The organism is Clostridioides sp. ZZV14-6345, from assembly GCF_020657775.1.
In the GTDB taxonomy this organism is placed as follows: domain Bacteria; phylum Bacillota; class Clostridia; order Peptostreptococcales; family Peptostreptococcaceae; genus Clostridioides; species Clostridioides difficile_D.
This window is the reverse complement of sequence record NZ_JAGWCX010000086.1, coordinates 1-15,154: the sequence shown is the minus strand read 5'-3', so window position 1 is coordinate 15,154 and position 15,154 is coordinate 1. Positions and strand designations below refer to the sequence as shown.

The 15,154-nt window shown below is 27.3% G+C and carries 10 protein-coding genes, 1 other RNA gene and 1 pseudogene; 2 read left to right on the top strand and 10 right to left on the bottom strand.

Annotated features, from left to right (window positions below):
* Nucleotides 1-60: 60 nt before the first annotated feature.
* The 3 genes and pseudogenes from KGF39_RS17360 to KGF39_RS17350 all read right to left on the bottom strand — a co-directional run bounded on the left by KGF39_RS17360 (nucleotide 61) and on the right by KGF39_RS17350 (nucleotide 3,555).
* Nucleotides 61-1,926, bottom strand: coding sequence for an HIRAN domain-containing protein (locus tag KGF39_RS17360; RefSeq protein ID WP_227823243.1), 1,866 nt, complete (start codon nucleotides 1,924-1,926; stop codon nucleotides 61-63).
* A gap of 294 nt (nucleotides 1,927-2,220) precedes the next feature.
* Nucleotides 2,221-3,141: pseudogene (locus tag KGF39_RS17355) on the bottom strand (hypothetical protein).
* A 153-nt stretch (nucleotides 3,142-3,294) separates the two neighbouring features.
* Nucleotides 3,295-3,555, bottom strand: coding sequence for a hypothetical protein (locus tag KGF39_RS17350; RefSeq protein ID WP_227823242.1), 261 nt, complete (start codon nucleotides 3,553-3,555; stop codon nucleotides 3,295-3,297).
* An 83-nt stretch (nucleotides 3,556-3,638) separates the two neighbouring features.
* Between KGF39_RS17350 and KGF39_RS17345 the strand changes: the two genes are divergently transcribed.
* Nucleotides 3,639-4,157, top strand: a complete 519-nt coding sequence (locus KGF39_RS17345; RefSeq protein WP_227823245.1) for a LysR substrate-binding domain-containing protein — start codon at nucleotides 3,639-3,641, stop codon at nucleotides 4,155-4,157.
* 285 nt (nucleotides 4,158-4,442) lie between these two features.
* Here the strand turns inward: KGF39_RS17345 and KGF39_RS17340 are convergent, their stop codons facing one another.
* The 7 genes from KGF39_RS17340 to rnpB form a co-directional block, all read right to left on the bottom strand.
* Nucleotides 4,443-6,377, bottom strand: a complete 1,935-nt coding sequence (locus KGF39_RS17340; RefSeq protein WP_227823241.1) for a cell wall-binding repeat-containing protein — start codon at nucleotides 6,375-6,377, stop codon at nucleotides 4,443-4,445.
* Between the two features lie 112 nt (nucleotides 6,378-6,489).
* Entirely contained in the window at nucleotides 6,490-7,503 is a 1,014-nt protein-coding gene (galE, locus tag KGF39_RS17335) for a UDP-glucose 4-epimerase GalE (protein ID WP_227823240.1), read from the bottom strand.
* A 23-nt stretch (nucleotides 7,504-7,526) separates the two neighbouring features.
* Complete coding sequence (gene galU / locus KGF39_RS17330) at nucleotides 7,527-8,402, bottom strand: UTP--glucose-1-phosphate uridylyltransferase GalU (RefSeq protein WP_285891583.1); 876 nt, start codon at nucleotides 8,400-8,402, stop codon at nucleotides 7,527-7,529.
* Between the two features lie 192 nt (nucleotides 8,403-8,594).
* A complete protein-coding gene (locus KGF39_RS17325; protein WP_227823239.1) occupies nucleotides 8,595-8,915 on the bottom strand; it encodes a hypothetical protein in 321 nt (106 codons plus the stop codon).
* Nucleotides 8,905-10,896 (bottom strand): hypothetical protein, encoded by a 1,992-nt coding sequence (locus KGF39_RS17320; protein WP_227823238.1) that lies wholly within the window; start codon nucleotides 10,894-10,896, stop codon nucleotides 8,905-8,907. The genes KGF39_RS17325 and KGF39_RS17320 overlap by 11 nt, the downstream gene beginning before the upstream one ends.
* A 123-nt stretch (nucleotides 10,897-11,019) precedes the next feature.
* Nucleotides 11,020-13,530, bottom strand: coding sequence for an SPOR domain-containing protein (locus tag KGF39_RS17315; RefSeq protein WP_227823237.1), 2,511 nt, complete (start codon nucleotides 13,528-13,530; stop codon nucleotides 11,020-11,022).
* Between the two features lie 276 nt (nucleotides 13,531-13,806).
* Nucleotides 13,807-14,141, bottom strand: an RNA gene (gene rnpB / locus KGF39_RS17310) — RNase P RNA component class A.
* A gap of 152 nt (nucleotides 14,142-14,293) precedes the next feature.
* Here rnpB and srtB point away from each other — a divergent pair.
* Nucleotides 14,294-14,971, top strand: coding sequence for a class B sortase (gene srtB / locus KGF39_RS17305; protein ID WP_227823236.1), 678 nt, complete (start codon nucleotides 14,294-14,296; stop codon nucleotides 14,969-14,971).
* The last annotated feature ends 183 nt before the right edge of the window (nucleotides 14,972-15,154 follow it).

Here is a 15,154-nt window from a genome sequence, read left to right as displayed (position 1 = left end):
TTTAAAGAATACACATAAATATTTCCAGACTCTCTAGTCTACAAGCAATTTATAAAATTCCTAGTTTATAAGTTTTATTTTACTTTTATCTAAAACCATCTTTAGAGAGTTTTCAACCGTTTCAATTACATCTTTATAACTCAAATACACATTTGCATAGATACAGTCTTCATATAAATTATATTCAGTTACTCTACAATATAATAGTTTTCCTCCATCTAATAAATTGCTCAAAATATAATTATCTTTTCTTGGAACATAACCTATTACATATCCAGTTTCTCCAACTATTTTAATAGCATTTTCATCGTATAAATTATCTTTCTCTCTAGTTAGATAGTATATCTTACTCTTCTCTAATTCTTTTTCAAGACATTCTCTATTTCTGAACCTTGAACCAGCAACAGCTATTGAAGTCAAATAGATATCTTTACCATGTTCATCTACTTTTATTTTTTCAATATTTACAAATTCTTTCTTTAAATTATTACTTTCATATAATACTCTTCTCAATTCATCTTTCAATAGGATATTTTTTTCTTTTTCATAGGCTTCTTTAACTACTTTTAATTCTTCGAGAGATAATTTCTCTCTATATCTTTTTAAAATATTTATGGATTCTTTTCTTACTTCATTTATATTTCCAAAGATTCCTTTTAAAGATATATTCTTTCCTTCAGGATATAGTGATTTACTTCCTTTAAGCACAATAAAAAATAACATATCATCATAATATTCTTGGGTTAATTTATCTTTTTCTATATCTTCCATTTTTCCAGTTAAATCATCTATTTTAAATGTCTTTTCAAAAAAATTTAATAATTTTAACCTAGAACTTGTCACTCCCTTTTTGGATATATGCCAATATACCTCAAAATCTCTAATATCTCTATTCAAATACGGCAACAAATCATCGAAAGATAAGTTCACATCATAAATTTCTGACATCCGTATCATATCTTCTGTTTTTCCTCTAGCCTCTTTTAATGCTTTAAAATATATACTTTTCCATTTTTCACTAAGTAATATATCATTTATTTCTTTTTCAAACTCAACTTTATTGCACTCTATATTTTCATCTTTCAAGACGTTTATAGCTATTAAGAAAATCGAATATAAACTTTCAAAGTTAGTCCCATAATTCACTACAATTGGTAAAAATAGGTTTACTAATTCTACTTTATTTCCTATGTATCTAAATTCCACACTTAATAAGTAGTTACATATAAGATGTGCTAAGTTATTTATCTTTTCTTTATCTAAATCTCTTCTTTCAAGATATTTATGCAAATCTATAATAGAAATAATGTAATTCATCAATAATCGTTCATATTTCCTATCTTTATAGCCATTTTCAATTAAATAAGAATTTATTTTAGAATCTAAATTTTCCATATTAACAATAGCAAATACTTTTATTGAACCTGTAGCCTTCTTAGATAAATTAAATAAATATGTATTGTAAAGTTCAAGCCTTCTAATAGTATTGCTCAAATAAAATATGTATTCTCCAGATTTAGAAAATGTACCCACAACTTCTCTTAAATTTTCTACATCTAGATATTTCTCACTTAAGACTAGCCCAAGTTTTACATACTCAACTTTTTTACTTTTATATATTAATTCTTTAGTTAATTTATATAACCATTTCTCATCAATTATCATTTCTTTCACTAAAGTATTTATCTTTTTCATAAAAATTTCAAAATAGCAAATTAGAGGTTTAGAATTATTATTCTCAAACAAATAAATTTCATTAGATTCATTTTTATACATATTTAAAATTCTATCTACTAGATTATTTGCAAGCTCTACTTGTTCTCTTAAAGGTATATTTTCATATATACATAGGTAATTCATTTCAAATGATTCTTTGTATCCATCATAACCCTTAATTTCCTGCAATTGATTAAAGACATTATCCACTAAATTATCCTCCTTTACATGATGTAATTTATATTGATTATACTACTTATTTCGTTAAGTTTACATTTTTACACAAAAAAATATTAATTATGTAAATACCCTATCTTCTAACAATAAATAATACCTTTATTAGTTTTAAATTTTAATTATTTTTAATAGAAACCTATCCTAAATTTGAACTTCTCTATCAAATTCAGTTAATTTCACAATCATTTCTTCACAAATTTCTTTTATTGTCTTATTATCTGTATTGAAAATACTCTTCTCCTAGTTTTTCAAATATATCAGAGATACTCATTGTTTTACTATATATGAATCTGTTTCTACTCGTTCCATTTCCAATAAATGGTTTAAGTATGACGATATAGTACTTTTACCAACACCCATAAATCCAACAAGCATTATATTATAGGAGAATAAACTTTTAGCCTGTATTTTCTTACTAGTTTTAACTACATATCTAAAAATGTCTATAATTTCATTTTCAAATTTATTATCATTTAATTCATCATGTATATGTATACTACGTGAAACATGAAGTCCATCTACTCCACACTCTTCTAGATATACTGCTATTACTGAACTATCATGTACATCAATTCCTCCTAGGACATCATCTGTGCTATTTATACGACATAATATCGCTAGAGAATTTCCTACTTTTTTACGTATATTTTCAATAATAAGACGAGGTAATCTCATTCTATTTTCAAAGCATCCACCAAACTCATCTATACGCTTATTTGTTCTTTGTGATATAAAACTACTAACCAGATATCCATGAGCACAATGAACTTCAACGGCATCTGCACCAGCTTTTTGTGCACATAATGCAGCATCACCATAAGATTCTATAAGTTCATATATTTCTTCATTTGTTATTTCTAATGGTGTATTACGACCATTTGATGCGGGTATTGCAGAAGCCGCTTTCAATGGATGACCTGCTATTTTTTCATTTCCTTCAGAACCAGCATGTTGCAATTGTATAGATACCTTCTAACCTATATCATGACAAGCATCTATTACATTTTTAAAACTATCTATCGTGCTATCATCATATAAACAAGGCTTACGAGGTTCTCCTTTTGCTTTTTTGTCTACAACACTAGATTCTATAGTTATCAATCCAAAGCCACCTAAAGCACGTTCAAGATAATAAGCCTTAGAAGTTTCACTTAAAGTACCATCTGTGTTTGCAAAATTATTTCCCATATGAGGAACTACAAAACGATTTGGAACTGTCATTTAACCAACTTTTATAGGTGTAAACATAGAACTAATCTTCATAAGGTTTTCCTTCCTTTCAAGTTTTATATTTAAAATTTTTATATTATAATACTCTGTATATTTTTATATTGTATAAGTTTATTTTGGAGATACTTCAGGCCATACTTTATCCAAAACTTTTTTAGTTGCATTAAATACAATTTCAGCAACAGTAGATAACCCTTTAGCTATCAGAGAATCAGATATTACTTCTGCTCCTATAACTATTGGTGATATATTGTGTTCTTTTATTATTTTCACAAATTCCTCTGTGTTTCCATACCCTTCACCTGGAGCCAAGCGGTCATGCAGTGATTCATCTCTAAGTTTTTCATAAGGAGTTTCTAAAACATCACACACTTGAATTGATACTATCTTATCTGCTGGAACAGGTGCAAGGTCTTCTGCTGTCTGTTTTGCTCTAGCCCAGTGCCAAGTATCTAATATTTAAATTTCATACAGGTATAACTACCGACATTATTCAAGGTCTTAAGGAAAGAAAGTACGATATTGTATTTTGCTCAAAACTTGAAAAAGAAAAAGGAATTGAATTTATACCTGTTTCTAAACAGGATTTAGTATTAATTGTACCATACAGTCACCCATTAGCTGCAAAAGATACTATAGATTTAAAAGAGACAATACTCTATCCTCAAATAGTATTTAATCAAAGAAGTGAGCTTAGATATATAATTGATGATATGTTTAAAAAAATAAATCAACAACCTAACATGGTTTATGAAGTGGAAGAAGACCAAGTAATTGCTGGATTGGTTGCAAAAAATTTCGGAATTGCTATAGTGCCAAATATGCATATGCTCAACTTTACAAAAGTGAAAGTAATTCAAATTGTTTACCCAAGTTGGGAAAGAAATTTTTACTTGGCATTTATGAAAGATAGATATTTGCCTCCTGCAATTAAAAACTTTAAAAACTTCGTCATTAAAAACGCACAACTATAATTTATTAATAAAAAAGGTGTATCAAAATGAATCTTTTAGTTCATGAGGCACTCTTTTTTGTATGAAATCAAATATATTTTCATCATTTCAACAATTGGGGTGCAGTACAATCTCTATTTTGAGACAGCTCCTTTTATTCTTTTTATATGAGTTTTAAAAACATTCCAAGATTTTTATATAACTTAAACTTAGTTTTACACTAAAAAATTGAGATGTAAAACAATCAAGCTTTTAGCGATTGAATTTCACATCTCAATTATAATTATTTTTCAATATATAGCTTTATTATTTTCCAAGAATATCTATTAATTTATCCATAACTACATAAGATACTCCTCCTCCTATTTGATAAGGAGTTTCAACTTTTTTATTTGCAAATACTCTTTGTTGCTCTGATGATAATCCTGAATTATCCATTAAAATTATTGGTGAATGTAATTTTACAGCTAATGGTCCAGCTGATAAGGCATCTACTAAAGCATCTGATTTACTAACTAATATAGCCTGTAAATCAGTATCTCCATAGAATTTTTCTATTACTTTAGCATTAGTATCGACTCTACTATCTCCATATATTCTATTTCCTGAAATATCTTCAGTAGTTATCTCATTCATTTTTACTATTGCTGAATCACTAATTGCACTTGGACCACCTATAAAATATGCATTTTCTAATTTTCTTTCTATTAGCCATGCATAAGACTCTTCTGTAATTCCATCTTTTTTAACTAATATTATAGGTTGCTTTTCTTCTCCAGCTTTAGAAGCTATAGATAGAGCATCTGCTTCTCCATTTCCAGAAACCATATAAGCTGTTTTTATTTCTTCTCTACTTCCAAGTTCTTTAGCTATTCTTATAGCAGTTTGATATCTATCTTGACCCGCTATTCTCTTTGTTTCTGTGTTGAAATTAGTCTTTATTTCTTGTTCTAATTTAGAACTTATTGCATTTTCTCCACCTATCAAGATTACTGTTTTAGGTGCTAATAGCTTCATTTCTTCAACAGTCTCAGTTGGTAATTTATCTGTATTAGTAAGTAGTATTGTTGAATTATAACTACTTGCTAAAGGTGTTGCTGTTATACCATCTGCTATTGCATTACCATTTACTAATATTACAGTATCTGAACTATCTGCATTCCAGTTTCCAACTGAACTTACTTTCTTAGCTGTATCAAATCTATTTGCTCCTATAATTGTGTCCCATGTAGGATTTATAGTTCCATCTTCATTGAAAGTATAATCTTTTCCATCTATTTTTTGAGTGCCATTTAACATCTTGCCATCTTTGTCTAAATAGTAAGATTTCCCTTCTATTTGTTGCCATCCTGTCTGCATTACTCCTGTTTTGTCAAAGTAATACTTGTTACCATCTATTTCTTGCCATCCTATTACTGATAAACCATCAGCTCCTAGATAGCATTTCTTTCCATTTTTTTCTTGCCATCCTGTTTGCATTACTCCATCTGAATTAAAGTAATAAGTCTTTCCATCTACTTCCTTCCATCCAGATACCCTTGCTCCATCAGTTCCTAAATAGTATTTTTTGTTATTAATTGTTTGCCATCCTGTTTGCATTACTCCTGAAGCATTAAAATAATACATTTTTCCATTTATTTTTAACCAACTATTCTTTTGGTATGTTCCATCAGATTTTACATAATACTTCTTACCATTTTCAGTCTTCCAACCTGCTTGGTTTAAATTTATCTTATATTTTGCTGCTATCTTTATATAACTGTCATTACTATAATCTATAATTACATCTGAACCCACAGGAACTTGGTCGAATAACCATCTAACTTCTTTATTATGCATTCTTATACATCCACCAGAAATATGCTTTCCTATAGAACTTTCATTATTATTTCCATGTATTCCATATGTATCTCCATAAGTTCCTTTTAATGCTAATCCCATCCATCTATCTCCTAATGGATTTCTTGGGCTTCCTCCAGGTATATTTCCTTTGTAATATGGTCTATTTTTTATCTTGTTAACCACTCTAGTTTTTCCTGTTGGTGTTTCTGAACCTTTTTTCCCTGTTGCAACTTTAAATTCTCTTACAAGCTTACTATTTACAAAGTATCCTAGAGTGTTTTTTCTTGAGTTTACTATAATCACATGCTTACTAGCTGCAGTTGATTCTGGTACGCCACATGCAAATACTAAAACTAAAGTCAATACTAGTACTAAATACTTTTTTAGACTTTTTTCCACTATAACTTCCCCCTCTTTTAGAAACATTACTACATGTGTCTAATTATAACATAAAACTACCAATACCTTGTATTTACAAATTTGTTACATTTATACATATAAGTATATATTCTTATTCCTCATATCCATTTGGATTCATACTTTGCCATCTCCAAGAATCTTGGCACATCTCTTCAAGTTCATACTTAGCTTTCCATCCAAGTTCTTTTTCTGCTTTTGACGAATCTGCATAACACATAGCTACATCTCCAGCTCTTCTTCCAACAATCTTATATGGTATCTCTTTTCCACTTGCTTTAGAAAATGCTTTAACTAAATCAAGAACACTATACCCCTTTCCAGTTCCTAGATTATAAGTAACAAGACCTGGATGTTCTTCTAGTTTTTGTAATGCTTTTACATGACCAGCAGCTAAATCTAATACATGTATATAGTCTCTAACTCCAGTTCCATCATGTGTTGGATAATCATTTCCGTACACACTTAATTCTTTTAATTTACCTACTGCTATTTTTGTTATATAAGGCATTAAATTACTTGGAACTCCATTTGGCTCTTCACCTATTTTACCACTTTTATGAGCACCAACTGGATTAAAGTATCTTAAAAGAGCTATATCCAATGACTCATCTGCTTTTGATATATCTACTAACATCTGCTCTATCATAAGTTTAGTTCTTCCATATGGATTAGTTACAGAAAGCGGAAAATCCTCTAATATAGGACAAGTATGTGGGTCTCCATATACAGTAGCTGAAGAACTAAATACAAACTTTTTAACACCATATTCTCTCATTAATTCAAATAAATTTAAAGTACTTATTAGATTATTGCTATAATATTCAATTGGTTTTTCTACTGATTCGCCAACCGCCTTTAAAGCTGCAAAATGTATAATTGATTCAATATTATTTTCTTTAAATACAATATGCATTTCATTTTTATTTCTAATATCAATATTATAAAATTTTACTGGTTTTTTAGATAATTCTTTAATTCTATCAACCACTATTGAATTGCTATTACTTAGGTTATCAACTATAACAACTTCATAACCCGATTCTAAAAGTTCTATTGCTGTATGGCTTCCTATATATCCTGCTCCTCCAGCTACTAAAACTGCCATTGTAATTACCTCTTTTCTAATATTTATTTTTCATTTATTTTTTTTCTCATATAATCCATTAAATCATCTTTTAAATTTTCTCTCTTTAAAGCAAAATCTATTGTCGCCTCTAAAAAACCAATCTTATCTCCCACATCATATCTTCTACCTTCAAAATTATAAGCATAAATAGCCTCTTGTTTTCCAAGAGTTTGCAGTGCATCTGTCAATTGTATCTCTCCACCTTTACCAGGTGTTTGTTTTTCTAATATGTTAAATATTGCAGGAGTTATTATATATCTTCCAAGTATGGCTATATCTGATGGAGCTTCCTCAATTGCAGGTTTTTCAACCATATCTTTAACTTTATATACTCTATCTTCTATATGTTTTACATCCAATATACCATATTTATTAGTATCTTCTTTAGCTATCTTTTGAACACCTAACACAGTTGTTTTATACTCATTATAAGTATCTATTAATTGTTTTAAGCATGGAACATCTGAGTCTACTATATCATCACCTAATAATACAGCAAAGGGTTCATCACCTATAAAACTTTTTGCACAGTAAATTGCATGTCCAAGACCTTTTGGCTCTTTTTGCCTTATATAATGAATATTTACCATATTTGATATATCTCTTACCATTTCTAACATTTCTGTCTTACCTTTTTGTTCTAATTCTAACTCTAATTCAACTGATTTATCAAAATGATCTTCTATAGATTTTTTATTTCTACCTGTTATTATAAGAATTTCTTCAATTCCCGATTCTATAGCTTCTTCTATTATATACTGTAAGGTTGGTTTATCTACTATAGGAAGCATTTCTTTGGGCTGTGATTTTGTTGCTGGTAAAAATCTAGTTCCTAGCCCTGCTGCTGGTATTATCGCTTTTTTAACTGTCATCTGCATTTTTTCACCCTTCTTCGTAAATTTTCTATTGTACCAAATTAATATACCATATTTATACTTTTTCTTCAAACTCTATATTATCCCAATATTTAATACCATAAGACAATATTAAGGTAGACGAAATTTCATCTACCTTTAGTTTTATAAGTTAATATTGTATTGTTTATATTTTATTTAAAGCTTACATAGGTACTAAATTTCATCTAAGATGCCTTTTATATCACTATCTATATCATCATCCAAATAAGAATCTAAATCTTCTAAATCAACTTCTAATTCTTGATATGTCATATCAACACTGACATCTTCATCTATGTCCATCTCTGATATTAATTCTCCTAAAATACTATTTCCATCAGAATCTAAATCACCATCTATATCTTCATCTATATAGTTTTCATTTAAAATTTCATCTAAATCAATCTCATAGTAAACTTCATTGTTTTTTTCATATCCTGAGTTTAATCCTAAAAACTCATAGTTAAAGTTCCAAATATTGTATTTACTTGACATACTTTATTCCTCCTGTGAAAAACATATTTTCATCTAGTTTATTAGTTCCATAATCAACAGAATTATATATTTTTTCAATTATGTCTTTTCTTCTTTCATTTGTACTATTATTTAATGTCAATTGTTTAAATACATATGTATTTGTTATTCTTTCGAATAATATATCTTTTATACTATCATCATCAATATTTTTATAGTTTTTCCATAATAGCTCAAATAACCTAAACATTTCTCTACTAGTTTCATCCACATAATAAGGATACATATTTTCTACTAAATGGTTTAATCTCGATATAGCTTGTTTTAAAAATACATCAAGACTTGCACTTTCACTTTCCTTTAACATTCTATAATTGTATTTCTTCTTATCTTCTCCTGAAATTACAAATATGATATTATCTAGACTTTTTTCAACTTCATTTAAATAACTACTTATATTATAAGATAAATCAGACATTAAATTTTTAATCTGCTTAAATACTTGTACATCAAGTTTAGCATTATACTTTTCAAACAAATCTATGTCTTGATTTTCTAATATTCTTGGCATATACGCTGATAATAAATCTAAATTATTTCTTTGTTCTTGTACTTGCTTATAAAATGAATTTATAACTTCAATTCTTATTTCATCATTTAGTTCTTTTTCTAGAACCTTATCAAATTCAGATTTCATATAATAAATATTTCCAAAGAAATTAAATATTATCATATCATTCATGGCTTTAGACCAATTCTTATATATCACTTCAATAGAATTCTCTTTAAGTAGAGGTTGTTTTGCATATATAAAGACATCTTGCATAAGTTTTTGAACCATATTTCTACTTAGATTTAAAATTATTTTTTGATTATTAAATTTTATTTCTGTTTCTACAAATTTAGAATTTTCGTTTTCAAGTTCTTTATTAATTACAATATCTTTTACATCACTATTTTTTATAGATATAATTTCTTTTTGAAAAGACTTTAGAATAGTCAGACTATCGAAATCTTCTTGAATAAAAAATGGAGCATGTTTTAATGTATATCCTACTATTTCATTTTCTATGTCTTTCAAATCATCTATTTGCATAATTTCTCTATTTTTATCATTTATATGTAGGTTAAATACATTTTTATTATCATATAATATAATATCTTCTCCCAAATTTAGCTTTGAACAATTATCTTTTTCTGACCTTACAATAGTCTTCTTAGATTTCTTATTTATAAAAATTAATTGGTCTTGATATTTTACTAAAAGCATGTTTGTATTTTTATAATCAAATCCATCTATATTTCCTGATATCTTACAGAACACTATATCACAATCTTTAGGAAGGTTTCCTATTTTTTTATTATCTTTAACCCTCTCATTTAAATCAGATGGAACTACATTCTCTATATTGTTATTAAATATAGACACAGACCTTACTATAATCCCTTCTCTTTCCATATGAAAATATCCCTTTAAAGAGACTCTTTTATCTTCTAAAATATATCTTTCTATATCATCAAAGTTTATTTCAAATCTATTTTTCCCACTGATAAATATGAACTTCTCATTATCCTTATTGATTCCACCCATATAAAACTTATTGTCATCTAAACTTAATATAGTCATATTATCTTTTATACAAAATATAAATTCTCTTTGGTTTTTGCAGATTAAATCATATTCATCCAAAGTTATTTTCATGGTTAAATTTGCTGTGACATTCTTACTTGAATTTTCACTTTTAATGTAAAAAGGCAAGTTATTTCCATAGATAATTATTTGAGAACCTTCTAAAACTGCTTCTAACTTTTCTTTATTATCTGAAAAACTATATATATATTTTATTCCTGTATCACTATTAACTTCATCTGATTTGCTAATTATTATATTACCTAAATTTGTTATATGAAGTTTTTTATATTCTTTTGAGTATCTACTGATACCACTAAGCTCAAATCCATCTGAAAGCTCATATATAATTTTTTCTCCTAATTTCAACATACCTTCACCACCTAAACAGAATTATAAGTATTTTCTAAAAGTGAACAAAATGCCTCAAAATAAATAATATCTTTCAATACTCTTTATTCTGAGACATAATTTCTCCTTATTTTTTACAATACCCTAAGCGCCTTCAACTATTTCTTCATAAAGTTTATCTAAATGTCTAACATATTCACGATATCCAGATTTATTCTTTAACTCACTTCTTAAATCTTCATATTTTTGTTTAAGTTCTTCAGCACTCAACGAAGAAGATGATTCTTTCAATTCTTCTAATTTATAATCATAGTACTTATCATACATTGCTATATATGTATCAATAGATTTCTTAGCTAGCTCGTTACATTTTTCTTGTGCTTCTTCATATTGAGAATAATCACCTATCTTTATCTTATAGTACTCATTTTCTTGAATTATTGTTGAAGAAATACCTTTAGCCTCATATTCTTTTGCTGTTTCTTTTGCTGTTTTTTCAACTTTAAGTGAACCTGCATAAACAGTATAATATACACCTTTACCATCTTTATATGCTTCCATTTCCTTTGCCTTCTTTTCAGCTTTTTCTTTTTCTTGAGCCTCTTTTTCAGCTTTTGCCTTTTCTTCTGCTTCTTTTTTCTCTTCTTCAGTTAGTTTATTGTTAGCTTGTTGCTGAGTTGATGTTTTTGGAACAACATCTTTATCATTTTTCTTATTATTACCTACTGTTATAAAGTATCCCACACCAACAATCGCTACTATAACTACTGCTATAATAGTTTCTTTCAATCTACTCTTCTTAGAAACAACTTCTTCATCATCTATATAATCATCTTTATCTGATACATAATTTTTCATTTCTGTCTTACGTTCTTTAGACTTGTCTTTAGAAGAATGTTTAGATTTTTTATTACCTTTTTCTTTCTTATTAATAGGTATTACTACTGATTTTTCATTTTTTAATTTTTCTTCTTTTGTTTCTTTTACTATTTCCTCTTTTAAGTTTTTACTTTCTTTTTCAGGCTTAAGTTCACTATCTAAAAATACTTTTTCATCTAAATCGTTATTTATTGTTTTTTCTATTTTTACACTGCGTTCTTCCTCTATCTTTTGATTTACTTCTTTTACTTCTTCTTGCTTTATTTCTTCTAATTCTTCTTGATTATTTTCAATAGTTTTATCTAAAATTACATCAGAAGAAATGTTATTTAAATTATTTTCTTCTTGTTCAATTTCTTCTTCTAAATTATCTTTTTTAATAAATCCAAATAACTTAGCTTTCTTTTTACTCTTTTTATTTTCTGATTCAATTATATCTTCTTTATTGATATTATACTCTTTGTCTGTATTGTCTTTATCTTCTACAACATCACCTATATTTTCATTATGACTAGTAGTTTCTTTGTTAGTCTCTTCTTCAACATCATCTTCTATAGAAATACTACTTCTAAAACAAATATCTTTATCTGCATTTTTTATCATATAAATATATTCTTCAATATCTATATCTTTGTTTCTTCTAGTTCTTTTTGATGCAATCTCATGATTTTCTAACTCATTATAGTTATCTTTTATTAGATTATGTGCTTTATTCCAAGTATCTTCGCTAATTTCTGTTTTATTTTTAATTACATAGTCTACAAATTCCTTAAAATTTTCAGCACCAAATTCTCCAATTATAGTTAGCCTCATTGCACCTTCTATAAGGTCTCTATTTCTTCTCTTTAAAAATTCTAATGCAACTGTTGCGCAAGCAAAATCCTTAATAACCTCTTTACCAAAACCATATCCTTCAACAGAATGAAGTTCTTCTAATCCACACAACTTTTTATATTCATTGTGTATTGTTTGAGATATAATTTCATTATTTAAGCTATTTAACTTATCCATAAACTTTGATTCTATATCATTTGTTTTTGATTCTTGTTCTACTTTTGAATTTTTAACCTCACTTAATAACACATCATTTTCTGAATTATCCTTACCTAATTGTAAATCTTCAATTTCTGTTGCTTTTATTTCTACTCTGTCTTGTTCATTATTTTCTTCCACACTCTTAGGTACTACATCTTTGTTACTAGCTAATATTTTATTTACACAGAATATGATTTCTCTTTTTAATTCTCTTTTAGCATCTGCTTGATTTTTAAGAAATAAATTTCCACATTCTTTCTTTTCTAAACTTATTTTTCTAAGTGATATGTTAAGAAGGTCTTTATATAGGTTTAAAACCTTATAATCCTTTTCTAAACGTCTTCTTCTCTCTGATAGTTCCATTTTATCGTAGGCTAAGAAACTATTTAAATCATTGGCTTTTAGAGAGTCTAATCCTTCTTTCATTGCCTTATTTACATACTTTCTACATTTTGCTGTAGTTAATTCTAAATCCTTTTCTAACTCATCTATTTCAGGTATGTACTTATCTACTATCCATTTGCCAATAAGTGGTTCTGTATTTCTTGCTAACGTCTTATAAAACAATATATTAAATTTTAAAAGCTCAGCATATTTTGCTTCATTAAATTCTACTTTTTCAAATTTCTTTTCCAAAACAGCATCTAATTTTTCATTTATTTTAGACTCTTGTTTTAAAAAACTTGCTGTGACATTTAAAACAGTGTTTCTTATTATATTATTTTCACTCAAAACCTTCACTCCTTAAATCAATTATTTTATTGTAATATTTACATTGTGCAAAATTGCTAATTTGATTATGATATTTAAATAATTATTTACTAAATTTGCTACATCTTATATAATATCATATTATTTACATCATTTTACTTTTTCTTTTTATATCTATCTTATATTATACCATTTTTAATATCTGTACTAACTTATATTACAATATTCCTCAAAATTTTAAAAGTAGATTAGACAAATTTGCAAATAAAAAAACATCAGTTTAAACTGATGTTTTGACTATCAAAAGAATTAAGCAAGTCTATAAGCGGAGTTCTGTATTAGATAATCATCTTTCTAGGCCTATTGTCACCAATAAGCTCAAGCGACCTACCTACCGGAGAGTACGAGCAGCACTCTTCATTCCTATCTTGGTCTTGCTCCAGGTGGGGTTTACATAGCCAACTAGTCACCTAGCTGCTGGTGAGCTCTTACCTCGCCTTTCCATCCTTACCACATAAGTGGCGGTTTATTTCTGTTGCACTATCCTTAGGATCGCTCCCACTAGGCGTTACCTAGCACCCTGCTCTATGGAGCTCCGACTTTCCTCATGTAAGACTACATGCGATTATCTGGCTTACTTAATATTTATTTTACTTAGTTATGTTAACATAAATTCTTTAATATGTCAAAGTAATATTACACTATGTCAAAATAATATTACACTAAAAATTTAAATTTCTTCAAAAATAGTGTAATATAGGTATATAAACTATTTTTAAATTGAGGTGAAATATTGAAAAAATTATATAGACCAATAATTAACATTATACTAATATTAGTAATACTTTACAGTGGATTTAATATATACTCAAAACTTACCAAATACAATCATGACACTAAAACATCCTCAGAACTTCAAGAAAAAGAAGACAAAAAAGAGGACTTATCAAAAATTAACAGTGATTTTAAATTTTGGCTTTCTGTTGAGAATACAAATATAAACTATCCAGTTGTACAATCTAAAGATAACTCTTACTACCTTAACAAAGATTTTTATAAAAAAGATTCTATTTCAGGTACATTGTTTATGGATTATAGAAACAAATCTCTTGACGACCAAAATGTCATAATATATGGACATAATATGAAAAATAAAACTATGTTCAATAACCTAAATAAGTTTAAAGATAATAACTTCTTTAAAGAAAATAATCAAATAAAAATAACGTTGAATGGAAAAGAATTTTTATATGATGTTTTTTCTGCTTATATTGTAGAATCAGATTACGATTATCTAAAAACAAATTTTAACAATGAATTAGATTATCAAAATTATATAAATGATATTACTTCTAAATCATTATACAAATCACCTATTAAGGTAAATAGTAGCGATAAAATAGTTACACTTTCTACATGTACTTATGAATTTGATGATGCAAGAATGGTAATTCATGGTAGATTAGTTTAAGACTTACAGACACAGTTTAAAACAATAACTTTAAACTGTGTCATTTTTTATGCCTATAGCTTATAAATTGTACTGCTAAAAGTATATAATATAAAATAATAAGCACATTAAACAATAAAAAAAGACTATGCTAAAAAACATAGTCTTTACTGGAGCTGGTGATAGGAATCGAACCTACAACCT

Coding starts and splice junctions, on each gene's coding strand:
- KGF39_RS17320 (WP_227823238.1), bottom strand. CDS start 10,896: ATGTTGAAATTAGGAGAAAAAATTATATATGAGCTTTCAGATGGATTT.
- KGF39_RS17325 (WP_227823239.1), bottom strand. CDS start 8,915: ATGTCAAGTAAATACAATATTTGGAACTTTAACTATGAGTTTTTAGGA.
- galE (WP_227823240.1), bottom strand. CDS start 7,503: ATGGCAGTTTTAGTAGCTGGAGGAGCAGGATATATAGGAAGCCATACA.
- galU (WP_285891583.1), bottom strand. CDS start 8,402: ATGCAGATGACAGTTAAAAAAGCGATAATACCAGCAGCAGGGCTAGGA.